This is a genomic window from Variovorax sp. LjRoot175 (assembly GCF_964253805.1).
Taxonomy (GTDB): domain Bacteria; phylum Pseudomonadota; class Gammaproteobacteria; order Burkholderiales; family Burkholderiaceae_C; genus Variovorax.
Genome location: NZ_CAXURY020000002.1, coordinates 1,134,608 through 1,157,450 on the forward strand (window position 1 = coordinate 1,134,608; position 22,843 = coordinate 1,157,450).

The window sequence follows — 22,843 nt, forward strand, 5'->3', positions numbered from 1 at the left end:
AACGGAGAATGAAATTCGATAGGCGCGCGCGCAGCGGCTGGTCGGTGAATCAGCCGATCGCTGGCCTGCGGTCCAGCAGGCCCTGCGATCGCTCCAGCAGCGCCGCGCAGCGCAGCAGTTCGGCATCCTTACGGAGGCGGCCGACAAGCTGGATGCCGATGGGCAGACCGAAGGCGCCGAAGCCGTTCGGCAGGCTGATAGCTGGATGCCCGGTCAGGTTGAAGGGCATGGTCCAGGGGAACCAGTTGGGGCGGACATCTGGAAACACCTGACCGTCGATCTCGAGGCTGCCGAACAAGTCCTGCTCGATGGGCAGGGCCGTGCGCGTTAAGGTCGGCATTGCGAGGAGTTCGTTGTCATCCAAGAGCGACTGGACGAAGCGGAAGAAGCGCGTCCGCTCGAACATGGCTTTCTGGTAGTCGACGCCGCTCACGGAAGTGACCAAGGCCATCTGCTTCTGGAAGGTTGCGCTCAGCATCTGTGGATGCTCGCGCGCCATGTCGGCATAGCAGGTTCGCCAGACTGTGTGATTGATCACGCGCCACATCGGCTCGATGTCGAACGCATTCCCAGGCATCTCGATCAGATTCGCGCCCAGGCCCTGCAAATGAGCGAGCGATGTGCGGAAGGCTTTTTCCACCTCGGCCGACACAATGCGCCCTTCGGGTGCCACGCAATACAGCACGCGCTTGCCGCGCAAGTCACCTTGTGGTGCGGAAGCCTTTACGTAATCTGGCACCTCGACGCCGGTGGACCACGGCTCGCCCGCATCCTCGCCGGCCATGGCCTGCAGCATGAGTGCGGTGTCGGCCACCGTGCGGGACATCGGAGTGACGAAGGTCACGTTGCCGTAGACGTCGTCGGCCTGGCTGTGGGGCACCAGTCCGCTGCTCTGCTTGAGACCGACGATGCCGTTGCAGGCGGCTGGGATGCGCGTGGAGCCACCGCCATCGGTTGCGACACCGATGGGCGCGATCGATGCCGCGACCGCGACGGCTGTGCCGCCGCTCGACCCGCCGCTTGAATGTGCGGCGCTCCAGGCGTTGCGCGTGCGACCGAAAAGGGGCGCATCGGTCAGGCACTTGGCGGCGAATTCGGGGGTTGTGGTCTTACCCACGAGAACTGCACCTTGTCGGCGCAGCCGTGCCACCACCTCCGCATCTCGTACGGGAACGTGCTGTGCGTGCAGCAGCGAACCATAGGTGGTGCGAATGCCCTGCGTATCGATCACGTCCTTGCAGGTGTAGGGCACGCCGTGCAGCAGGCCCAGCGGTTCGCCTCGCATGAGAGCTTGTTCGGCGTCTTTGGCCTGTGCCAGGGCCTCATCGGCACAGATCGTGATGAAGCAGTTGAGCTCGGGTTGCAGCCGCTCGGCTCGCTCGAGCACCGCCCTCGTCACCTCGACCGGGGACAGCTCTCTGTGCGCGATATGCCTGCGCAGTTCAGTCGCTGTCATGAAACACAACTCGTCGCTCATGTCCTCGATTTCCTTCGTCTCTGCTGCCACCGGCAGTCGATGCATTAAGGTTGGCATGGAGGGTGCTTGCCGTCCAATACCGAGACACAACACAGCCATATGAGAGTCGTATGAGCAGGATCGACCTGCGAAGCCTTCGCTACTTCGTCGCCGTGGCCGATGCGCAGAGTGTTGGCAAAGCGGCGCTGCGGCTGCACATGGCGCAGCCGCCGCTGTCGGTGCAGATCCGTGCACTGGAGACCCAACTTGGGGCGCAGCTCTTTCGCCGCTTGTCAGGCGGCATGCAGCTGACTGATGCCGGCCAGGCGTTGCTGGTGCGGGCGCGATCGGCGCTCGCGCTCGCGCAGGACGGCTTTGAGGCGGCGCGTGCCGTGGCCGCAGGCCGGCGCGGCCGTCTTACGGTCGGCTACATGTTCGCGCTGGGCTATTCGCTCTTGCCGAAGCTCGTGCCGCAACTGCGGGCCGAAATGCCGGACGTCGAACTCCAGTTCGTGGAGATGAGCGCGGCCAATTACGAAGCCATGATCTCTGAACTCAAGGTCACAGTCGCTGTGTGCATGCCGCCAGCGATCCGCGACGGCATCGCGACCTCGACAGTCGCATCTGAGCCCTTGTGCGTGGCAATGGCGGCAGACTCGCCGCTCGCGCGGCTGCGCCACATCACTCTCGCGACTTTGTGTGGCCACAGTCTCATTAGTCTGCCGGGGCCAGTGGAAGGCGTCGACCACTCTCTGGTAGCCAGACTTCTACGGCGCGAGCACATCAGCATAACGATCGCGCACCGCGTCGAGACCATCCATGCGGCCTACCCCCTGATCATGGCCGGCGAAGGTGTAGCGATCCTGCCTGCCTGCGCGGCCTATGGCAGTCCGCCCGGCCTGGAGTTCAGGCCGCTGGCAGATGTCGAGGACCAGTTCGATGTCGCAGTCTGCTGGAGAAGCGACCTCCAAAGTCCCTTGATCGAGCCCTTCGTGGACGCGGTGCGCTCTGCCCTCTCGGGGACGCCTCGCATCAAGGCAACCTTGTGATTGCTACGGCCGATTCGGAGCGTACCAACTGGTCGCCTTGGCACCGAGCCGACTGACGTCCTGAAAGTCTGCCTTCGGGACGCAGCTACTTCCGCTCTGGGTAGTAGCAGTCGTTCATCGGTGAGCCTTCGGGCGACAGCAAACAGTCTTGAGCTGTCATCCGGGCGATCGCGCTGGACGTCTGAGCTCAATCTGAAGGTCCCATCGCCAGACCATGTGCGAGCGGCTACGCCTGACTCGACAGCCGGGGGCTCGACCAGCACAGGAGCTGAAGCACCACCGCTGAACGTGCCCTCGCTCCGCCTTGGCAGGTGTTCCGTACCGTTGTCAAACGGTGATCGGCTCGTCGAATGTGCCCGCCAGAGGTAGGCCTCCCCGACGATCTTTATTGTTATCGACGAACTTTATTCTTCCCGTACACACGCGGTGCGTTCGATCCGTCTCGTCGTTGTGGTACCGATCGATGTACTCCTCGCCCATCAGCACGACGAAGTCAGCCGCGCTCTCCTCGTCCACCTCGAACGAATCCTCGGTGTCCCACGCGGTCGTGAACTCGCCGCTGGAAAGCTGCTTCGCTTCGAACCCACAGGACTCGTGGAACATCTCGTGCGCGTGCGACCGGATGCCGCCGGACAGCATGCGATCGCGCTTCGGGTCTCCTGTGCGCCGATCGTCTTCCCAGGCGCGGCCCACATGGATTTTTCCGTACTTGGGCACCGGCGTCGTCCGCGGCATCGGTCCGGTGATCGGCGGATCACTCAGCTTGCCGTCCATCACCTCGAGGAAGATCTTGCGTAAGTTTCCTAAGGTTGCGGATATTTTTGACTAAGGTTATGGATATTTCGGGCCGCAGCGTCGTTGTCGCCCCGGCACCAAGGTCTCATCCCAGGAGGCTTGTGGTATCTCGAAGCCACTTCGGCCGAAGGCTTGGAGCGGTCCGTCGATCGGCTCCAGTCGGCCAACAGCGGAAGTCCGCTTGCATTTCTCAGTTCGGCTACATCATGACAATGCGCCAGGTCAAACCAGCCCTCGTTGGCAGCCTCGTTGCTCTGGCGCTCGCCGGTTGCGTCACGCGGCCAACTCAATTCGCCAGTGCGACCGCCGCTGGTGTCGAGCCGCGGTCCTCTGCCCGCTTCTGCGATGAGCTTCCAACGCTCCCTAGTTCTGAAGCCGGTAAGTGCAGGGAAGTTCCAGTTCTATACCGCGACAAGGACGGCACGCACGTTACCTCGCTATCATCCATTTTTGCCGGCTTCAGAGCCTACGGCGATGCGATTGGCGGAGTTACCCTTTACTTTCTGCGACTGCCTGACGGAAGCGTCGCGCCACTAGGTGAGTTCCACCTCACGTCGAGTCGCGGGCCGTCGACAATCTACCGTCAGCTTGGCTTTCGGACGATGCAGTACGCGGACGCATTCTTTGATGTTGTCATCGTGAGAAGCACAGAGGGATTCTGTATCGCGCACAAGATGCGAGCCCCGTTTTCCGGCGAAGTCGTGGACTGCGTCGGGCGAGGTGACTACGAGGTCGCTGGAGTCGCCAGCTACATGCCCGGCACCGTCTCAGTCAAGGATGCCGAGCGGCACGTAATCGCACTCGTTGCAGCAGAGTCCACCCCAGGCGCTCGAGCAAGCGAAGTTCTGTCAAGTGACTTGCACCGCGGACCTGACGGCTCGCTGCACTACCTGGTCAAGACGCGCCGCTGGATTCGGAACCACCCATCGCTCACACGCAGAGAGGTTGGCCTTACGAGCGTGCCGGCTACCGTAGAACAGCGGACATACGAGGTGGGATTGATTGGCAGCGGACCTTCGCTCGTCGAACAGGGCGACTTCTTCTGCGATGGCAGAACATGCGTACCGCAGAAAGACAGGAATCCGGAAGGTTGTGCGCGATAGCGACCGCCGCTTCGGCAAAGACGAACTATCCCTTCGGGCCCGATGCCGCGGCACAATCGGCCGAACCGTGAGGCCGGACCCGGCCATGAGCGGACGTGCAGTCTCAAGCATCGGCGAGCTTGCAAACGAGCAGCGACTTGGTCTTAAACTGGTGAATGCTCAGGCGTGCCAAGGAGAGAGCCATGACAAGTGCGACCCTGACCCACCGGCTTGCCCACCGCGACGACATTGACGCGCTGAGGGCCTTGATGGACGCGGCAATATCCGAATTGCAGAAGCCCTTCCTCGACGAAAGCCAGATCGCGTCGAGCCGGGCGATCATGGGGCTGGACACCCAGCTCATCGATGATGGAACTTATTTCGTCGTGGAAGCGGACGGCAGGCTTGCAGGTTGCGGCGGATGGAGCCGCCGCGCCACCCTGTATGGCGGAGACCAGTCGCCCGGGCGCAGCGCTGTCCTGCTCGACCCGGCGAAGGATGCGGCGCGGGTCCGCGCCATGTACACCCACCCGCAACACACGCGCAAAGGCGTGGGTCGGCTGATTCTCTCGCTCTGCGAGGGGGCGGCGCGGTCCGAAGGCTTCAAGAAAGTGGAACTGATGGCCACCATGGCAGGCGAGCCGCTCTACCGCGCCTGCGGCTATGAGCCATGCGAACGCCTCACGGACGACCGCGGCGGCGTTGCGGTCCCGATCTTGCGCATGAGCAAGCCGCTATGAAGCAATCCTGTCGCACGCCTGAACGGAGGTGTCAAGTGCCAGGTCGTTGGGAACGCCACTTCGATGAAGAGCGCGCCACGCTCCAGCAGCTTCTGAACACCTACGAGGCCGCACGCAGGGGCAGTCAGTAACCGCCCCTTCATTCGTGGCAGCAATGTCTGCTTCAGCGCGGCCGCTATGTCGGCTCGGGGCCCTTGCTGACCTTCGGCCTTAGTGAGACCGGTCGTATGTTGTCGGCTTGGATCGCCTCGTCGAGGCGTCAGCGAAGGTCAGGTTCGCAGCGAGCCAACTTGTCGGACGGCGTTGCCACGAGCGCAGTGCCCGTGGTACCCCACGGCCGTCTTAGTCAGACTGAAAGCGGTAGTTCAATGGCCCACCATGGAAGTGCCGTCGATCCCCTGCGTGACATCGACCAGCACCACATCCGCCGCGGCGATTCCGGCAATCCAGGCGCGCAGTTGGCCAAGGTCGCAGAAGGTCGCAAGCCGCTGGCCTCGGCAGCCCGCACGGAGGGGCGACGCGCTGAAGGTCGACGCGCCATTCCTGCAGGACCACGGCGACCCGGGGCCCGCGCTCCAGGCGTTCCACGCCGCGAACGAGCTTGACAAGCCAGGGCGTGTATCGGCACGATCGCTCGGTCCCGACCGCCAGCTCACGACTCTCGGAGCGCCGACAAGGCTCTCCGTGGTCCCGCAAATGGATGCCCGGAGGTGATATGTCCAAGGACAACGACAGCGCACTGTCGATGACAAAGGATGGCTTCGAGGCAGTGGGGTCACTCGTCGGTCTGCTAAGGCCGATTGCTCGACTAGTAATGCGCGATTACCGCGAGGCTGCACAAGGCTTTCGGAGGATCTGCGAGGCACTACTCGAAGCCAACGGGAACTTGTCGCGATGGATCAACGAGTTTCGAAACTTCGATGTGAGCCAGGATGGTGCCCGCGTGAAGTTTGCGGACCTAGTGGCGCGATATGAAGAACTGAAGACCGGAAAGGGCTATCAGACCCTCAAGTTTCGATGCAGCGACATCGGCTTTGTTTACGACACCGAAATTCGAGGCAAGCTCCAGGACCAGTTGGGCGACAGGTTTGCAAAGCTGTTCCCTGGCGACAAGCTCGCGCAGGCGGACGCGATCTTCACCAAGCTGACCCAGGCGGACGGCGAATTGGTCGAGTTCATCCACAAGACCGTGTTCACGGCTCTCGACGAAGTCTGCTACCCGATGCAGCGGGCCCTTGTGCGTGAGGATCTGAAGACCGCCCTGGCAGAACAAGCCTCCTTTGTCGGCAGGTCCGAAAACTTCGCGAGGCGATTGCAGGAGATGGGCGCATCTCTTTCGGACCTAGTACGCGAATTCTCCGGGCTGGCATCAAGGCCAGCAGCAGTGTGACGCTTGGTGATGGATTCGGCGCCCCAAGGGCGATGGTCGGGGGTGAAGCATCGAAGGGCAGAGACCGTCACCTGAACTGGGCGGATTTCGAGATTCGAAGGGCGGCTATGTGGCTGAGCGGCCAACGTCGCCTTGTGGCCGTTATGAATAGATGTTCATAACGGCCATTAGGCACGGATCCCAGTTATGAACAGTTCGCCGGGCGATCCCGGGCGCCCTCCTCGAACGGGGCGGAGACGCGGCACCCGGGTACTGCCCATAACTACAGAGTCTTCAAGAATTCCACCAGCGAGTCGGGAGCTCGGTAACGACGTATTGCCGCGTCGGGCTCGTGCAGCCTGGCCAGCGCGCGCTCCTTCATCGCGAGGTCCGCCTCCATGTAGAGATGTGTCGTTGTCGGGCTCTCGTGCCCCAGCCACAGCGCGATGACGCTGATGTCGACGCCGGATTGCAGCAAGTGCATCGCTGTCGCGTGTCGAACGATGTGCGGAGAGATGCGGCGCTTGGCGAGCTGCGGTTGGATCGTGGTCGCGGCCTTTACCGCCAGGGCAAGCCGCTGCGTCACGTTGTTGCGCGTCATCGCCGTGCCGATACGGTTCGGCAGTAGCGGTGAGGCCGGCCCGAGTTGCGGGTTGAGCTTCAGCCAAGTCCGGATCTGCCTGACCGTGGAACGCCACAGTGGCACGGTGCGCTGCTTGCGACCCTTGCCCTGCAGGTGAACGCAAGCCGCGCCGTCGAGCACTACGTCGGCGAGCTTGACACCGATGATCTCGGACACCCGCGCGCCAGTGTTGTAGAGCATGCGCAGCAGCAGATGGTCTCGCTGGCTGGTCCAGCTGTTACCCGGTTCGCCGATGATGGCCAGCATCTCCTCGCGCGAGAGGAACCCGAGCATCGGGCGCTCGAAGCGCTTCATCGGCACGCCGAGCGCCTGCTCGACGACATGCAGCGCGGTGACGTCGCGCCGGCCGGCGAACTTCAGGAACGCGCGAAGTGCCGCCAGCCGTGCATTGCGACTGCGCACCGAGTTGCCTCGCTCGTGCTCCAGATGGTCGAGGAACGCGAGGATCAGCTTCGGCGTGATGTGGTGCAGCCGGGTCGCCGTCGGCTGCTTGCGCAGTCGCTTCTTCGCGAAGTCCAGGAACAACACGAACGCGTCGCGGTAGGCGGCCACCGTGTGGGGGCTCATCGCGCGTTGTTGCTGAAGGTGCTCGGCGAAGAAGGCCTGCACCAGCGCGGCGAAGCTCGGCGGCTTGGGCGTTGTCTTACTCATCGCCGTCCTCGCTCAGGCTCTCCCACGGATCGACGAAGTGCTCGAAGCGCTTGCCGACGATGGCCATCAGTTCCGGCACGGCGCTGACGTACCAGTAGGTGTTGGAGACCTTGGCGTGGCCCAGGTATGTCGACAGCGCCAGCATCCGCTGATCCAGGTCCACGCCCTGTTGGTGCCACAGCAGCAGCCGCCTCACCGCGAAGCTGTGCCGCAGGTCATGAATGCGCGGCATGCCGTGAGCGCCGCGGCCCACCCAGCCGAGCCGGCGGCGTAGCTGATCGAAGATGAGGTGAACCTGATGGTCGCCGAGCGGCTGCCCCAGCCGCTGGCCCCGCGATCCGATCAACAGTGGCGTCTCCGGGGTGGCGCGCACGTAGCGATCACGCTGGCGTCGATAGCGCTGCAGCGCCGCCACGGCGGTTACATGCAGCAGCACCAGCCGGGGCTTGCCGAACTTGCTCTGCCGGATGGTCAACACGCCGGACTTCAGGTCGACGTCGGCGTCCACCAGCGCAAGCGCCTCCGAGATCCGCATCCCGGTGCACGCCAGCAGACCGAACAGCGTCTGCATCACGGCGCCGCGGGGCCCCGTCGGCGGGCCGATGCGACCGGCGGCCTCCAGCAGCGCAACGAGCTCTTCGTCGTGGTAAATGTGCGGCGTCACCCGACCCGGGATCGGACCGAACATCGCCTCCTCGGGCACCTGGGTAGCCGGCTCGAATTGCTGAAGCCAGCGCGTGAACGGCCGCAGCAGGCGCAGCCTGCGCGCCCAGGTGGCATTCGTTCCGGCGCCTTGCCTGGCCTGCCGTGCCCAGGCGGCCATCACCTCGATCGTCAACGTGCCGCGATGCCGGGTCTTCCTGACATGCTCGACCAGGCTGTCCAGGCCATAGCGCATCGACCTCAGATCGAACCCGAGCCGACGGCGCTCTGCGAGGTACTGCTCCACCCGAGCAGCCAGGCTGACGGCCCGGCTCATGACGCGCTCCCCGGCCACGGCAGCGCCACTTCGGCCAGCGCGCCCACATTGAGCTTGGCGTAGATGAGGGAGGTGTTCAGCGACCGGTGGCGCAGCACGTCGGCCACCTCCTTGATCGGGCTGCCGCTGCCCACGAGGCGACAGGCCAAGGTATGGCGCAGGGCGTGGGTACGTTCATGCGGGATGCCGGCGCGGCGGAACGCACGGCGCACCACGCTGCGGATGGCGGCCGTGCCCACAGGCTGATCGTGCGGGGCGAGATGCCGAACGAACACCGCTCGGTTGCGGCTTGCCGGTCGCTCGTGGCGAATGTAGTCCTCCAGCGCCTTGCCGGCGGCCTCCAGCAGCGGCAGCACGTCCTGGCGCTTCGACTTCGTGCGCTTGAGGGTGACGGTGCCGCGCTGCCAGTCGATGTCGTCGAGCCGCAGGCGGTTGATCTCGGCGGTGCGAAGGCCCAGATCAAGCGCCAGGCGGACGATCGCGTAGCCGCGCTTGGGCGAGCGCAGCGTGCCCGTGAACGAGTTCAGGACGCGGTCGACTTGCTCGGGCGTAAGCGCGCGCGGCAGCGACGCCAAGCTCCAGTTGGGCGGCGAGCTGATGACGCCCAGCAATGGCTGCACCGCGTCGCCGCAACTGCCGCGCCAGCGCAGGTAGCCCCGCAGCGCACCGTTGATGGTGATGGCGTTGCTTACCGTGTTGCGTAGTTCGAGCTGCTCGGCGATGAAGCGGCGCACGTCGTCGGGCGCAAGCTCGTGGAATCTCAACGCGCGGCCGGCGAACTTCGCGAGCAGCAGCCGCTGAACGATGCGCAGACGGTTCGTCCTGGTCATTGCGCTCAGGCCGCGGGCGTCGCGCATGTGAGCGTCGTAGCGGCTGAGCTCGTCGGCGATCGGCCCCGTCGGCGACGGCAGGTCGCTGATAACACCGCGCTGGCGCAGCAGGGCCAACAACGGCATCAATGCAGCGTGCGCCTCGCGCGGATGCCGCATCGCCGGCGGAGGGCAACCGCAGTGCGGGAGGTGCTCGTGCAGGAACTGCTCGATGCGGCTCTCGTCGAGCCGGTTCGCCGACAACCGGCACAGCGCCATCCAATGAGCGAAGTGCGCGATGGCGCCGAGGCAGCGGGCCGAGGTGTTGGGCGCGTAGCGACCGCCCTTCAGCCGCGCGACGTATGCCGGAACATGCTCGGCCAACGGGCCGTCGAAAAGCCAGCCGCGGACGGTTGGGTGCAAAGAGGGAATCTTGTGCATGGCGGGCTCCAGAAGTGGAGCCGCCGTGCTGCCGCAAATGCGAACTTATGTACAGACTCGCCCGTGGACGAGGTTCGATCACGAGGTGCGGTGCGCCTCAGGCGATCATCGGTCCCGCCAACTGTTCATAAGTGGGTCCTGTGCCTAATGGCCGCAAGCCGCTGATGCTAGCCGCCGCGCACACCGATAGCGCTACGCAGCCTGTCTAGGTCCGGCGCGTCAGACTCGACGAAGAAGAGGTCCTCGGCCACGCCGCTGACGTTGTCGGCAATGCCGATGACGAACTCGCGGTCGAACGCCGAGTGCAGCTTTGCCAAGTGCCCTGCGATGCGCTCAACGTCGCCGAACCACCCATCAGGCTCGGCGCCTGGGTCCGGCAGTGCTAAGTTGATGCCAAGGTCCCAGTCGGGCAAATCGCCAGGGCGGCCGCCCGACACGTTTGCCTTCTGGTTCACCACGGTCGGCCTGGAGGTGACCCAGCCTGGCGCTGCGGCAAGCACCAGGAGCCTTTCCTCAATGGGCGCGGCGACATCTTCTAGGTCAGAGCCGTCTACGTACGCATACAGAGTGTGTCGTTGCATGGTTCTACTGGAAGCGAGGTCGGAAGGTTCGGCTGTGGCCGGATTCTGACCTAGCCGGGCCAGCACGCGCAGCACCCTGACAGTTTCCTCGCGCCCCAGCGGGACCAAAGCGGGCAGGCATCAGCGGGAGCTTCCGGCGGCGCCGCGGCTGCTTGGGCTTCCGCGCTGGGGAGGACTCGTGCCGAGGCGGCGCATGCTTCAAAGCGGCGGATGGTGACCAGGACGCCAGCCACCATCCCCAGGCGAGCAATCGCTCGCTTTGCGAAACGCGAACAGGAAGCTCCGCCCGTCCGCACTCTATGTGCGCAGCTGAAGCCCTTGTAGGGCGAAATGAACCGCTGGTATCCGTCAATGGAAGCTATCGCGAAGGTCTTCATGTGCCTCGTTGGACGTTCGTGCTGAATGTCTGGTCCTGGCCGCTGGCTGACCTAGCCGATCTTGGGCGGCTCGACGCCGATGACCTGCCGGAGCAAGGCGAGGTCTGGAGTATCGGAATCAACGTCGAACAGGTCTTCTGTGATACCGGTCTTCGTGTCAGCTATCCCGATGACAAAGTCCCTTCCGAACTGCGAATGGAGCTCTCCTGCCAGTTTCGCAATCTGCTCAACGTCCGAGAACCATCCCTCTGGCTCGTGCCCGATATCGGGGAGAACCAAGTTCAGTCCGAGATCCCAAGTTGGGAGATCGCCGTCCCTGAGTCCCTGCGTACAGCCGCGCTGGTTGACAACCCACGGGATGTGCAACTTCCAAGATCGGTTCCTTACGAAGTCCACGAGCTTGGCCTCAAGTTCTCCCTCGATTTCGTGAAGGTCTGCGCCATCGACGTAGGCGAAGAGCGTGTGTTTGGACATAGAGCTGAATGTCGGGTGTTGGCCGTCAGGCGTCACACCTCTTTGAGTTCAACTTCCTGACCCACCCGTAGGCGCGGCAGGTCGTGGGCGGTCGCGAGCACGAACGTGGAGACGGTCATGTCTGGTCTTCCGTCGGGTGTCAGCGCGCGCGGCTGAGAGAGGTAGGGCTTGATGGGCACACCACCCAGATGAGAGCCCTCCGAAACAGCGAACTGACCTGCTTCGAGTTGACGAGCAAAGAGCGAAACCGGCCGCTGCTGGTCAAAGATGTACTCGATTCGAAACTTCACCTTGTTCTTCGCTTGTGAGTGACCGGTTCTGGCCGACAGTTCCAGTTCGCGATCGTAAACCGTCGCATCCGCAAGAGCCAAGTTCGAGGGATGCCGGGACTCCGCTTGAAGGCCTTGACGTTCAATGCAGAGCGCGGTGGAGCGCTGAACCTCCACGGCTTTGACTCATCTACCGTACCAGCGTCGCTGCGGGGAGTCGAGAATGGAGCTGTCGCGTCGAGTCTCACATGACCTGCATTACGGCGAACACCAGGTCCGGCGTCTTCTCGCTTCTCAGTTCAAACCGGTTGCCGGCGACCTGTCTCACGGACACGCAGGAAGCCTTCAAGCCTGACTCAGCACCCATCCATGTCAGTTCCCAGCAGAGCACGTTGTTCTTAACTTCCCATTTGCCCTGGTCCGCGCACTTGTCCGTATGCTTGCTCCCAACCGCTCTCGCGCACACCGACCGGTCCTTGCGAAAGTCAAAGAGGTTGGTGTGCGAAGGGCGTTCCGGGGTCCCATAGATTGAGAGTCCCCAGGTTCGCCCGCTGACCAGTTCAACCAGAGCGGCACCTGAGATCTCTTGCACAGTCTGAGTTTGCGCGGCGTCGGCCATGCATGCCGCGAGCAGAACTGCTGAAAGCTTTGGCAGGATTGGGGCGCTCGCCATTGTGTTCCTCGATTGGAGCCTACCGTCACGGTGCAGAAAGACTGCGTCGTGGGCGCCAAAAGCATCATGCGCTCCTGAGTATCCAAGCGCAAACGGGCCGTCGAGGCGCCGCCATGGGAATGCACGTTGGCCAAGATCACGTTCACTTGTCCGCCGCCACCGAGAGTCCGCTTTCGGACCTCACAGTTGGAGGGCCGACGCTATGCCATAGGCCCGTCGCCCAGGTCGAGCGACAGCCATACGCCGCAAGAACGACGGACCGCTCCTGGCCGACCTCAGCCCTTGATAGCCAAATTGTGGCGCGATGCGTGGAGAATGCGAGATGACTCCCCCATCCTCTGCTTTCCTCACCCCGGACCATCTCGCCGTTCTGCGCGCAGTTGCTCGCATGGACCTGTCTCTCGGCATCGCCATCGGCCAGAGCCTGGGCCGACCGGTTTCCGAAGATCTGGCGGCACTGCGCGCACAGGGCTACGTCCGGGAAGTTTCCAGCCCCCGACACGACGGGACGCCAAGCCATCTACACACGATCACGGCCAAGGGGAGCGAGGCGCTGCGAGGGCAAGACGAGCAGAGCGTATCCGCTCCGGTGCCGACGATCGGACCCAGGCCCCCCCTGCACCGCGAAACGTACAACGGCAGCGAGATGCGCCCTTTCACGGGACGAGCAGGATCGATGGACGCGCTGAAGTACCCGAGCCGAGTCGGCAACCAACTTCGCTATCGCGACGATGGTAGTGAACCTGTCCGCAAGGACGCGCGGCCGCCGCGCAAGACGTAAGACCGAGCGACCGGTTGTGGCCGACCGATTGTTGCCGGACCAGCGGTAAGTGCGTACGTGCTTCTAGACCTGGTCACGATCCTGGCTACCACGGGTCCATTTCGATGGCCCGCCCTGCCCTACCCTGACCTTGGTACTGGTCGCCCAAAGGTGCTCGCTCGGGCGTCACGTTGCCCGTTTTTCTCATCGAATCAACCACTTGCGCGCGCCGCCGTCAAAGTTGGGCCTTAATCTTGATGGGAGTTCGGTCTAACTATGAACGAGCTCACTCACCTGAGTTCCTTCGAGATTGTCACACTCGCAAGGCCAATAGAATCAACGGCTTACGAGCGCCATTTTCAAAGTTGCACCGCTTGGTTTTTCACAGTTAGGCCAGTGCTCGAGGCAGTGGCCCAATGACCGCTTACCGGCGATCCTGAGGTCCGCTCTAACCCAGGGCTAGGCGCGCCAGTTCACCACTCACGCGGGGAGCCACCTTGGCGCCCGGGGGCGCGTATCCAAATGGACAGTGGACGGTGAATGCGAACCGGTAGCAAGCACCGCCGGGAACGTCGAAAGGTGCGCCTGTGCGCCAATCTCTCCCTACTGCGATGAACCTGGACGGGTCGAAGTGTGTGCCACGCCGTGCGCACGTTCGACGAACCCGTGCTTCTCCGTAGAACGCTTGCGGCGGCGGCGCCGCGAATGTCATCGGCGCGTCACCGAGTGAACCCCAAGATGCGCCCCGGAGATCCCGCCGGCCCGTTGATGGAGAACACCCGATGACCCGCTCGCTGCTTCGACGCCTGCACAGCTCCGCCACGCGGCTGGGCGCAGGACTGATCACCCTCGGCCTGGTCGCTTGCGTCCCGCTGCCGGCCCACGCCGACCAGGGGGAGGCGAACGCAGCATATGCGATCGGACTCTGGGGCGACCTTCCCTACTCCCCCGTCCAGGAAGCCGTCGGGTTGCCCAACCTGCTGGCCGACATGAACGCGCAGAAGCTGACGTTCACCGTGCACAACGGCGACCTCAAGCAGGGCTCGGGAAGCCTGTGCGACGACGCCCTCTTCCACCGGGCGGTGGGCTGGTTCAATACGCTGCAGGGCGCGGCCATGTTCACGCCAGGCGACAACGACTGGACCGATTGCGACCGGACGGCCAACGGCGGCTTCAACTCCCGCGAACGGCTCGACCGCGAACGCCAGGTGTTCTTCTCCACGCCGCTCTCAATGGGCCGCGATCCGATCGTGCAGGAAGTCCAGACCGAAGCCCTGTGCCTCGGCCAGGCCGGGGCCGTGCCCTGCGTCGAGAATCGACGCTGGAAAGTGGGCAGGGTCACCTACGTCACGCTGAACATTCCAGGCTCCTGCAACAACCTGTGCGACACGGCCCCGGACCCTGCGGAGTTCCGGGCGCGCAATGCAGCGAACATCCGGTGGCTGCGCGAGTCCTTCGCGGCGGCGGCGCAAACGGGCTCGGTGGCGCTCATGATCATTGCCCAGGCCAACCCCGGCTGGGACAAGAGCGACCCCACGCGCGCGCCGGTGCGGGACCCGCTGACGCTGGAGCAGACCGACGGTGCGCCCGACGGCTACAAGGAATACCTTCTGGCCCTGCGCGAACAGGTGATCGCGTTCCGGCGCCCGGTGGCGTACGTGCATGGCGATTCGCACTACTTCCGCATCGACAAGCCCTTCCTCGACGCCCGCGGCCGCCGGCTCGAGAACTTCACCCGCGTCGAGACTTTCGGCGACAACGCGGCCAACGGCAACAACGACGTCCAGTGGCTGAAGGTCCTCGTGGACCCGAAGAGCCGCGATGTCTTCTCGTACCAGCCGATGATCGTGCCCGGCAACCGCGAGGCCGTGCCTGCGCCCTGAGCCGCGGGGCGCGGGGCGCGCAACGGCTGCGCCATCGCCTGCAGGTCGTAGCGCGCCGCCACGGTTGACGCGCAAAGGAGCGGGGTGAAACGAATCGTCTCTTGATTTGCCAAACGCCGAGGGCATGACCTAAGCTTCGTCCCCCCGAGGAGAACGCGATGTCTATGCCTTCTACGTCCCGGCACCTTAACGACTTGGTCACGCTCGTCGGCGATCTCCGGGCTCGCTACGGTTCGGACGATGACCTGGTCACGCAAATCGACTCTGAAGTCGCGACCTGTGAGGCTTGCGAGTTGGAACGGCGGGCTTGGCTCGCTACGCATGGCACGGCCGCTTCGCGTTTCGAGCGCCGATCACAAGAAAATCCTCCAGCCTGAGCGCGCCGGTTCCCGGCTTTGCGGAACCGCCGAGCGGCTCAGCCGGGCCCGCCGACAAGGAAGCGCGAAATCCAACTGCGGTTGCAAGCGACGTTGGGTCTTGTAATCTTGTAATCGTTGCCTCACCGTCGCACTTCACAATTCATCCTGACAGTCGGCAGGCGCTGGTAGAGGTTGCTTCGGCCCTCCGCTCCTATGACGGAGGTGCCACAACTTTTGCCAACCGGCGCCCGTCGATGCGCAGGCGACTTTTTAGTCGAAAAATCCCGCAATCAAATTTTCAGTAGTTCGGGCCGCCTCCCTAGGGAGACGCTGAACTATGAGCATCGCAGCCAGAGTTGAGGACATGACGAAGGAATGCAGCCGAGAAATCCGTCGACTTCGCGATGCGCGGCCTTCGCCGCATAGGTTTTGCGCCTCGTTCGAGGCCACTTCCGCTGTTCAAGACGCACCTCGGGCTACGACGCGCAGGAGAGATCTCTTGGCGATGACGAGATTGGCCAGCCCGAACAGGCTGAACAGCTGTGCCTCGTTCTTTGCAAGGCCCTTGTAGCGCGTCTTCTTGTGACGAAACAGGTTCTTGATGACGTGGAACGGGTGCTCGACCTTGGCCCGGATGCTCGCCTTCAGCTGCTCGGCCTTCTCGAGCAGCCGCGCCCACTTGCGCTTCGGGTCCAATTGCCGGCGCTTGCCTGGCTGCATCGCGACGTGCCGCTGCGGGCCCTGCGCTTCTTCGCGTTTGTCCACGCCCCGGTACCCAGCATCGCCAAAGGCCACCGTCTCCTCGCCGTGAAGCAGCGCGCCGGCTTGGGTCACGTCGTTGACGTTGGCCGCGGTGCCCACCACCGTGTGCACGAGGCCCGACTGCGCATCCACGCCGATGTGGGCCTTCATGCCTAATGTGGCGTTGGTCCATATGTGGCGCCCGGCGGCATCCCCCTCGGGAGGCCGGTCGCTGAGCTCCACATAAATTCCGGTCACAGCGATCTTAGGAACTCCATGATGTGCGGCTGGGAATGCCACGGCTTGCTTGGCTTCTGCGCCGCAGAGATCTCGCACTTCGCAAGCGCTCGCGCCTTGCCCTCGAGGTCGATTTCGGCGTAGACGTTGGTCGTGTCGAGTGATGCATGTCCGAGCCAGGCTCGCACGGTATTGATGTCGACGCCCGCATTGAGCAGATGCGAGGCCGTGGAGTGGCGAATGGAGTGCGGGCTGATTCTCTTCGTCGCGAGAGAGGGCATGAGGTCCTTGGCTCTCGCAGCGGTGCGCTCGACCAATGCGTGAACGCCGAACCGCGTCGTCGGCTGGCCACACCGGTTGAGGAAGACGTGCTCCTGCCGGGAGCGTTCGCCCACGAGCGCGCGTAACTCCCGCACCGTCGCTGGCCACAGTGGGCATTGGCGGCGTTTACGCCCCTTGCCGAGAATGTCCACGCTCGCCTGATCAAGATGCAGGTCCCCGACGATCAGCTCCGATGCCTCGCTGGCGCGCGCCCCCGTGTTGTAGAGGAATAGGAGCAGCGCGTAGTCTCGACGGCCTTGTTCCGTGCGCCGGTTCGGACAGGCCAGCAGCGCGTCGATTTCCGCCTTGCCGAGGTATGACACTGCGGCATGGGTCCCCTTCTTGTAGGGCACGCAGCGAACCTGTGCACACCAGGCGATGTGTTCGGGGCTGTGTTCACCGACGAATCGGGCCAAGGCGTGAATGGCCGCCAGGCGCTGATTGCGCGTGGCGATACCACAGCCTCGGTGAGTCTCGACGTCACTGAGGAACTCCCGCACCAACTGCGGCGACACATCGACCACCGCCAGTCGATCCACGGCCTTATGCAGGCGCCCCGACACGAAGGGCAGCAGCTGGCACATCGTGTCTCGGTAGCTGAGCTGCGTGTTCGCAGCCAGATTGCGCTCGCTGACCAGGTGCTCCAGCAGGAATCGGCGAATCCACGGACCCAGCGTGCTGGTCTCACGCATGGCTGGTCTCCCCGAGGAAGAATTGCTCGAAGCGCGCGCTGGCCTGCTGCAGCAACTCGGGGGTCATGCTCAGATAGCACTGCGTGCCGCTGATGTGCACGTGGCCCAGGTACGTCGCCAACTGAGGCAGCATGCGCTGCACGTCGACTCCTTCGCGATACCACCGCACAAGACGCGTCACGGCCGCCGTATGGCGTAGGTCATGCAAGCGGGGTTGGTATCGAGCGCCATCATGTCGACACACCTTGGCCTGCGATCGCATCTGACTGAAGGCTTGCTCGGCGCCCGACCGCGAGACTCGATCACCTCGAGATGTCAGCAGGAATGGCGCGTCGGGATCCAGCGGCGAACGCTTGTAACGCCGCTTCACGTGCTCGCGCAAGACCTGCGTCAGGTCGGTGCCTATGGGCACGAGTCGTGTCTTGTAGAACTTGGACCCGCGCACGTGAAGGACACAATCGTCCAAGTCGACGTCGGCCAGGTTCAGGTTCAGCGCTTCGCTGATGCGCAGTCCTGTTGCGTACAGCAACAGGAGCAGAGTTCGGCTGGTGGGCGCATCGATTCTGCGGTGAGCACGGCCAGCGGCTGCCTGCAGGAGTCGCCTGATCTCATCCTCCGAATAAATGTAGGGAGTAAACGTCTGGGGACACCTCGGCTCTGAGGTGGGCAGCGGCACGCTGGAGACGTACCCGCGGGCGAGACAGAAGCGGTAGAAGCCGGTAAGGGTTCCGAACTTGCAGTGCCAGGACCGCGTCATCGGCCCGTTGCCATCAAGGAAGGCGCGCACCGACGTCGGCCCGATCCGGTCGACTTCGATGCCTCCCATACTCTTGCTGAATGCCTTCAGCATGCGCGCCTGGGTCACGAAGCGCATCCCCAGAGATTGCTTGTAGCCCACGTAGGTCGCGACGGCTTGCTCGGTCTTCATAGCAGTCCCTCCAGACTGAACTCGGCAACCTGACGCAGGCCAGCAAGATCCACCTTGGCGTAGGTGCGCGTGGCGGAGGAACTGCGGTGGCCGAGATGATCGCCAATCTGCTTGAGGGACAGGCCTTCGGCCACAAGGTGAGCTGCACAGGCATGGCGCAAAGCGTGAGGTCCCAGTCGGGGACAGCGGATCTCCAGCGCCTGAATGCGTGGCGCCACCGCGTAGCGCAGGCTATGTGGCGCTAGCGGCCCTAACGGTGCTCTGAGCGTCAAGAACAGCTTGCGCGATGCGCACCGCGGTCGCACCTCGCGCACATAGCGAAGGATCGCATTGCCGACCTCAGTGGCCAGCGGGTAATCGTGCTTGCAGCGCTGCTTGGGACGTGTGACGTGAAGGATGTCGCGCTCCCAGTCGATGTCATCCAAAGTTAGCGCGACGACCTCACTGCTCCGCAGGCCATAGACTCCAAGGAGCATCAGGACGGCTCGGTCGCGGATATCCCTGGGTCGATCCGTGTCGGTGCTCGCGATCAGCCGCTGAACGTCGTCCCAACACGGACCGGCAGGCAGCGCCTCTTGCCTGAACAGGCGTGGGCCCTCGATCCCGGCGACAAAGCTCTTTGCGCAACGACCCGTTGCGGCCATGTGCGCGTAGAAGGACCGCAATGCAGTGGCTGCTGTCGCGATGGACGCCCGGCACCACCCCCGTGCACCCCGCATCGACAGGAACGCATCCACATGCTCCAAGGTAGCCATGTTGGCGCCACTGTGTTGGTCATCGAGCCACGTCAGAAATGCCCGAACATGCCAGCAGCGGTTGTTGACAGTCTTCGGCGACAGGCCACGCTCTCGCTGCATGTGCAGCGCAAACTCGTCCACGAAATCAGTGCCCGCCCCCGGCTTCGAAGACGGTAACTGCAGACGCCCCATGAATCGTAGCCAGTCGGTGGCCACTTGCACGAATCTCTGGCGCCTATCGGGTGAGATGCTGCGGCCGCGTCGTCGGTGATGCCGGACCCAACGATCGGCAACCGAGGCGACCTCCTCGGGCGCCACGCTCCTCGTACCGCTGACGTCTAGGCGCTGCGCGACGACCAGGAGCTCGCTGGCCAGGTTGGCAACCGAGTCCCTCGTCGCACCGGACGCGGCGAAGTGTGCAACAAAGCAGTCTCGCTCCTCGGCTGCCGGTCCATCGAGGTGCCGGGCCAGAACGCGCGAATACCGAAACAGAGTCTCGAGCATGATCGGATCCCCTTGTGAACTGAGGGGACCCGACGCTACGCCGCCGTTGAATTTATGTGGTGCTCAGCGACCGGCCTCCCGAGGGGGATGCCGCCGGGCGCCACATATGAACCGACACCACATTAGGGATGAGATGTGGTCGACCACATCTCATGCCGAAGTGCCACTGGTTGCCCTTCTTGGTCTGGTGCATTTCGGGGTCGCGTGTGTTGCCCGCATTCTTGGTCGAGCTGGGCGCAGCGATGATGGTCGCGTCCACGATGGTGCCCGCGCGCATCAGAAGCCCTTGCTCGGCAAGATGGGCGTTGATCTCGTCGAACAGGGCCTTGGTGAGGTCGTTGTCCAGCAGCAGTCGTCTGAACTTCAACAGGGTGGTGGCATCGGGCACCGACGCCCCTGGGATCCGCAACCGCAGCAGGCGGCACGAGGCCGGCGAAGTCTGAGACAGCCAGCGCAGCGGCCGTCGCTAGATGTCCGGCTGCGCATAAAAGCCTGGGGCAGCAAAGCAGCGGCGGGTTGTTCAGCGCGCAAATCCGCCCACGCTATCCGCCCGCCCGTACGTCGGCTTAGGGCCCCATCCGGATCGCTCCGAAGCAGCCCTCCGGGGAGTCAAGGCAAGGTAGCCATCGCTTTGCCGTCTTTGCCGTCTTTGCCGTCTTTGCCGAAGCATGCATTACAATGGAGTCAAAAGTAAGGATTTCTATGACTGAGTCCACCATCACTGCCAAAGGCCAAACCACGGTGCCCGCCGATGTGAGGGCGCTTGTGCATGCCAAGCCTGGAACCCGGTTGGTCTGGTCCGTGACGCCAGACGGTACGATCATCGTTCGGGCCAAGACCAAATCTATCCTCGACATGGCTGGAATGCTGAAGGCCCCGAAAGGCAAGCGGGTTGGCGTCGAAGAGATGAATCCCTGGCGCTGATGCCCGCACTCGACACCAACGTCCTGGTGCGCTATGTCGTGCAAGATGACGAGGCGCAGTTGGCCGCGGCGAGACGGCTCATCCGCAAGTGCGTAGCCGAAGGTCAGACTCTTTTCGTGCCGGTAACGGTCACGCTCGAACTCGAATGGGTTCTTCGCGCGAGTTTCGAATACGAAAAGGGCGAAGTGATGGAGGCACTGTCTAACCTGTTCTCGGCAGCCGAACTTACCTTTGAGTCGGAGCGTGCCCTTGAAGTTGCACTGCAGCTGTACCGCAACGGCATGGCCGATTTTGCTGATTGCCTGCACATCGCCCTGGCGGCGCAGGCAGGAGAAACGCCATTGTGGACGTTCGACAAGCGGGCGGCCAAGGTGAGCGGCGCACAGCAGATGGCCCGCTGACGGTCAAAGCGGAAGTTCGCGAGCCAATCGGGGTTTTCGCTGGTCGTCGTATCGCTGCGGACTTTCATCCAGGCTGAGCACGTCGTCGTAAATCTGATTCGAGCGCCGATGCTGGTCGGGGAAAGCGTAGCCCGGCATGTTGAACTGCCTCCCCATGACGACGCTGTTCAGGCGATGCGTGGCGTCGTAGCGCGAGAACCGCTCCAGAACGCTGCGGTGCGAACGAGCGCGTGGCGTTCTTGCTCAGGCCGCGGTAGCGCACCTTGTCGAAGCCCCACAGGCGCTTGACGACGGCGAATACGTGCTCGACCCGGGCTCGCACCTTGGACTTGATGCGGTTGACCATGCGCTCGAGTTCCTCGGTGACGCTGCCCTTGCGGACCTTCTGGTTGGTGAAGTCCGCGGCCCCCGGCGCCTTGCCCTCGATCAACTTCTTCTGCGAGGCATAGGCGCAGTCGCCGTAGACCCGCTTCTCTTGGCCGTGCAGAAGGTCGGGCAGCGGATGCTTGTCGTGCACGTTGGCTGCCGTGACTACCGCGCTGTGCGCAAGACCCGTCTGGCTGTCTACGCCGATGTGCAATTTCATGCCGAAATACCATTGCCGCCCCTTGCGGGTCTGGTGCATCTGCGGGTCGCGCTTCTTCTCCTTGTTCTTGGTGGAGCTGGGTGCGCCGATGATCGTGGCGTCCACAATCGTGCCGGTGCCGACATTCAGGCCATGGACCTGCAGCACCTCGCCCACCTTGGCGAATAGCGCTTCGCCCAGCTTGTGTTTCTCCAGCAGGCGGCGGAACTTCAACAACGTGGTCGCGTCGGGCACTCGCTCTCGGCCCAGGTCTATGCCAACGAATCGGCGCAGCGCCGTGCTGTCCAGCAACGCGTCCTCGCACGCTGCATCGGCCAGGTTGAACCAATGCTGCACGAAGTACATCCGCAGCATCCGTTCCAGTCCCACCGGAGGTCGCCCATTGCCGGCCTTCGGGTAGTGCGGCTCGATGACCTCGCACAATGCAGCCCACGGCACGATCTGCTCCATCGTCGCCAGGAACATGTCGCGCTTCGTTGGCCTGCGGTAGCGCTCGTACTGCACGTTCTGATCAGCGGCCATAGCCAGGGTCTGTTGCTTCATGTGGAAGACGATGCATGCGGCATGCCAGCGGTCGACTTGATCAGCGTTGCCTTAGGTGCACGCCGAAAGTGTGATCGATGTGGTCGTGGGTATAGATCACGGTGCGAACCGGACGGTCGTCCCACTTTCGGATTGCGGCGAAGATCTGATTTCCGGTCTCGCGGCTGCCGGTGTCAATCAGAACCAAGCCGTCAGCATTGCGCTGTTCATGGTTTGCTCTTGGCCGAGGAAGGTCGGGTGTAAAAACCGACGCCCGGGAAATAGGGTCGCTATTCGATCTTCAGATCGGCGATGAAGCGTTCGCGCCGCTCCAGCGCCTTCAACGCCTTCTTGCCCAGATCGGTGGCGACCAGGTTGAGAAGGCCTTCGCAGAAGATGACGTAGGCGCCCATCGAGTTGCTGAAGAAGGTGCTGCCGTGCGGCACAAAGAACGCATGCTTCGCGAAGGTCGCGAGCGGCGAGGCGCGGTGGTCGGTGATGGCGATCACGACCATGCCGGCCTCCGCGGCGGCTGCTGCCGTCTCGGCGATGCTCCGCGTGTAGGGCTCCACGCTCGTCACCACCACCAGGTCGCCAGGCTGCAACTGGGCCAGTCCTTCAGCCACGCCGAGCCCGTGCGGATCGAGTAGGGACACATCGCCGCGCACCATGGCGAGACCATAGGTCAGGAAGCTGGCCAGCGCGCTGAACTGCCGAAGCCCATGCACGCGGACCCGCTGCGCCGTGGCCAGCAGCCGGGCCGCCTGCTTCAGCTCGTCGGCCGAGAGTTGCGCGAGGAAGCCCTCGATGTTGGCGATCGAATCCTTGGCGATCTGCATCATGGTGTCGATCTCCGGACG

At 63.5% G+C, this 22,843-nt stretch carries 21 protein-coding genes and 4 pseudogenes; 7 read left to right on the forward strand and 18 right to left on the reverse strand.

Annotation, left to right across the window (positions count from 1 at the left end):
- Positions 1 to 49: 49 nt before the first annotated feature.
- The gene (locus tag ACSQ89_RS35785) at positions 50 to 1,477 is read right to left on the reverse strand and encodes an amidase (protein WP_436295610.1); all 1,428 of its coding nucleotides are present in this window, start codon (positions 1,475 to 1,477) and stop codon (positions 50 to 52) included.
- Between the two features lie 110 nt (positions 1,478 to 1,587).
- On the opposite strand from ACSQ89_RS35785, the gene ACSQ89_RS35790 reads away from it, so the two are divergent.
- Positions 1,588 to 2,505: a LysR family transcriptional regulator gene (locus ACSQ89_RS35790; protein ID WP_436295619.1), complete on the forward strand. Its 918-nt coding sequence runs from the start codon at positions 1,588 to 1,590 to the stop codon at positions 2,503 to 2,505.
- 327 nt (positions 2,506 to 2,832) lie between these two features.
- Here the strand turns inward: ACSQ89_RS35790 and ACSQ89_RS35795 are convergent, their stop codons facing one another.
- Positions 2,833 to 3,279, reverse strand: coding sequence for a hypothetical protein (locus ACSQ89_RS35795; RefSeq protein ID WP_436295611.1), 447 nt, complete (start codon positions 3,277 to 3,279; stop codon positions 2,833 to 2,835).
- 1,306 nt (positions 3,280 to 4,585) lie between these two features.
- On the opposite strand from ACSQ89_RS35795, the gene ACSQ89_RS35800 reads away from it, so the two are divergent.
- Both ACSQ89_RS35800 and ACSQ89_RS35805 read left to right on the forward strand, forming a co-directional pair.
- Complete coding sequence (locus tag ACSQ89_RS35800) at positions 4,586 to 5,122, forward strand: GNAT family N-acetyltransferase (protein ID WP_436295612.1); 537 nt, start codon at positions 4,586 to 4,588, stop codon at positions 5,120 to 5,122.
- Positions 5,123 to 5,837: 715 nt separating this feature from the next.
- A complete protein-coding gene (locus tag ACSQ89_RS35805; RefSeq protein ID WP_436295614.1) occupies positions 5,838 to 6,512 on the forward strand; it encodes a hypothetical protein in 675 nt (224 codons plus the stop codon).
- Between the two features lie 262 nt (positions 6,513 to 6,774).
- Here ACSQ89_RS35805 and ACSQ89_RS35810 read toward each other — a convergent pair whose 3' ends face one another.
- From ACSQ89_RS35810 to ACSQ89_RS35845, 8 genes are all read right to left on the reverse strand, one after another.
- Positions 6,775 to 7,785, reverse strand: coding sequence for a tyrosine-type recombinase/integrase (locus tag ACSQ89_RS35810; protein ID WP_436296794.1), 1,011 nt, complete (start codon positions 7,783 to 7,785; stop codon positions 6,775 to 6,777).
- On the reverse strand, positions 7,778 to 8,764 hold the full coding sequence (locus ACSQ89_RS35815; RefSeq protein WP_436295995.1) for a tyrosine-type recombinase/integrase: 987 nt from the start codon (positions 8,762 to 8,764) through the stop codon (positions 7,778 to 7,780). The genes ACSQ89_RS35810 and ACSQ89_RS35815 overlap by 8 nt, the downstream gene beginning before the upstream one ends.
- Positions 8,761 to 10,014 (reverse strand): site-specific integrase, encoded by a 1,254-nt coding sequence (locus ACSQ89_RS35820; protein WP_436296793.1) that lies wholly within the window; start codon positions 10,012 to 10,014, stop codon positions 8,761 to 8,763. The genes ACSQ89_RS35815 and ACSQ89_RS35820 overlap by 4 nt, the downstream gene beginning before the upstream one ends.
- 167 nt (positions 10,015 to 10,181) lie before the next feature.
- Positions 10,182 to 10,595, reverse strand: coding sequence for a hypothetical protein (locus ACSQ89_RS35825; protein ID WP_436296946.1), 414 nt, complete (start codon positions 10,593 to 10,595; stop codon positions 10,182 to 10,184).
- Between the two features lie 50 nt (positions 10,596 to 10,645).
- Positions 10,646 to 10,972 (reverse strand): membrane protein insertion efficiency factor YidD, encoded by a 327-nt coding sequence (gene yidD, locus ACSQ89_RS35830; protein ID WP_436295987.1) that lies wholly within the window; start codon positions 10,970 to 10,972, stop codon positions 10,646 to 10,648.
- Between the two features lie 51 nt (positions 10,973 to 11,023).
- Positions 11,024 to 11,446, reverse strand: a complete 423-nt coding sequence (locus tag ACSQ89_RS35835) for a hypothetical protein (RefSeq protein ID WP_436295986.1) — start codon at positions 11,444 to 11,446, stop codon at positions 11,024 to 11,026.
- Positions 11,447 to 11,478: 32 nt separating this feature from the next.
- Entirely contained in the window at positions 11,479 to 11,892 is a 414-nt protein-coding gene (locus ACSQ89_RS35840) for a hypothetical protein (protein ID WP_436295985.1), read from the reverse strand.
- A gap of 67 nt (positions 11,893 to 11,959) precedes the next feature.
- Positions 11,960 to 12,388 (reverse strand): hypothetical protein, encoded by a 429-nt coding sequence (locus ACSQ89_RS35845; RefSeq protein ID WP_436295984.1) that lies wholly within the window; start codon positions 12,386 to 12,388, stop codon positions 11,960 to 11,962.
- Positions 12,389 to 12,776: 388 nt separating this feature from the next.
- Between ACSQ89_RS35845 and ACSQ89_RS35850 the strand changes: the two genes are divergently transcribed.
- On the forward strand, positions 12,777 to 13,169 hold the full coding sequence (locus ACSQ89_RS35850; RefSeq protein ID WP_436295983.1) for a hypothetical protein: 393 nt from the start codon (positions 12,777 to 12,779) through the stop codon (positions 13,167 to 13,169).
- A 761-nt stretch (positions 13,170 to 13,930) separates the two neighbouring features.
- Positions 13,931 to 15,031, forward strand: a complete 1,101-nt coding sequence (locus ACSQ89_RS35855) for a hypothetical protein (protein WP_436295982.1) — start codon at positions 13,931 to 13,933, stop codon at positions 15,029 to 15,031.
- An 818-nt stretch (positions 15,032 to 15,849) separates the two neighbouring features.
- On the opposite strand, the pseudogene ACSQ89_RS35860 reads toward ACSQ89_RS35855, so the two are convergent.
- The 5 genes and pseudogenes from ACSQ89_RS35860 to ACSQ89_RS35880 all read right to left on the reverse strand — a co-directional run.
- Positions 15,850 to 16,305 (reverse strand): annotated as a pseudogene (locus tag ACSQ89_RS35860) (transposase); the annotation flags it as partial.
- Between the two features lie 80 nt (positions 16,306 to 16,385).
- Positions 16,386 to 17,381, reverse strand: a complete 996-nt coding sequence (locus tag ACSQ89_RS35865; protein ID WP_436296947.1) for a tyrosine-type recombinase/integrase — start codon at positions 17,379 to 17,381, stop codon at positions 16,386 to 16,388.
- Positions 17,374 to 18,309: a tyrosine-type recombinase/integrase gene (locus tag ACSQ89_RS35870; protein ID WP_436296948.1), complete on the reverse strand. Its 936-nt coding sequence runs from the start codon at positions 18,307 to 18,309 to the stop codon at positions 17,374 to 17,376. Before ACSQ89_RS35870 ends, ACSQ89_RS35865 begins: the two co-directional genes overlap by 8 nt.
- Complete coding sequence (locus ACSQ89_RS35875) at positions 18,306 to 19,550, reverse strand: tyrosine-type recombinase/integrase (RefSeq protein WP_436296949.1); 1,245 nt, start codon at positions 19,548 to 19,550, stop codon at positions 18,306 to 18,308. The genes ACSQ89_RS35870 and ACSQ89_RS35875 overlap by 4 nt, the downstream gene beginning before the upstream one ends.
- A 148-nt stretch (positions 19,551 to 19,698) precedes the next feature.
- A pseudogene (locus ACSQ89_RS35880) lies at positions 19,699 to 19,941 on the reverse strand (IS5/IS1182 family transposase); the annotation flags it as partial.
- Between the two features lie 311 nt (positions 19,942 to 20,252).
- Between ACSQ89_RS35880 and ACSQ89_RS35885 the strand changes: the two are divergent.
- Together ACSQ89_RS35885 and ACSQ89_RS35890 are read left to right on the forward strand one after the other, a co-directional pair.
- Positions 20,253 to 20,474, forward strand: a complete 222-nt coding sequence (locus tag ACSQ89_RS35885; RefSeq protein ID WP_093112048.1) for an AbrB/MazE/SpoVT family DNA-binding domain-containing protein — start codon at positions 20,253 to 20,255, stop codon at positions 20,472 to 20,474.
- The gene (locus tag ACSQ89_RS35890) at positions 20,474 to 20,875 is read left to right on the forward strand and encodes a PIN domain-containing protein (protein ID WP_436296000.1); all 402 of its coding nucleotides are present in this window, start codon (positions 20,474 to 20,476) and stop codon (positions 20,873 to 20,875) included. Before ACSQ89_RS35885 ends, ACSQ89_RS35890 begins: the two co-directional genes overlap by 1 nt.
- A 217-nt stretch (positions 20,876 to 21,092) precedes the next feature.
- Here ACSQ89_RS35890 and ACSQ89_RS35895 read toward each other — a convergent pair.
- From ACSQ89_RS35895 to ACSQ89_RS35905, 3 genes and pseudogenes are all read right to left on the reverse strand, one after another.
- Positions 21,093 to 22,004: pseudogene (locus ACSQ89_RS35895) on the reverse strand (IS5 family transposase); the annotation flags it as partial.
- A gap of 40 nt (positions 22,005 to 22,044) precedes the next feature.
- Positions 22,045 to 22,191, reverse strand: coding sequence for an MBL fold metallo-hydrolase (locus ACSQ89_RS35900; protein ID WP_436296950.1), 147 nt, complete (start codon positions 22,189 to 22,191; stop codon positions 22,045 to 22,047).
- Between the two features lie 82 nt (positions 22,192 to 22,273).
- Positions 22,274 to 22,840, reverse strand: a pseudogene (locus tag ACSQ89_RS35905) (MurR/RpiR family transcriptional regulator); the annotation flags it as partial.
- Positions 22,841 to 22,843 lie beyond the last annotated feature (3 nt).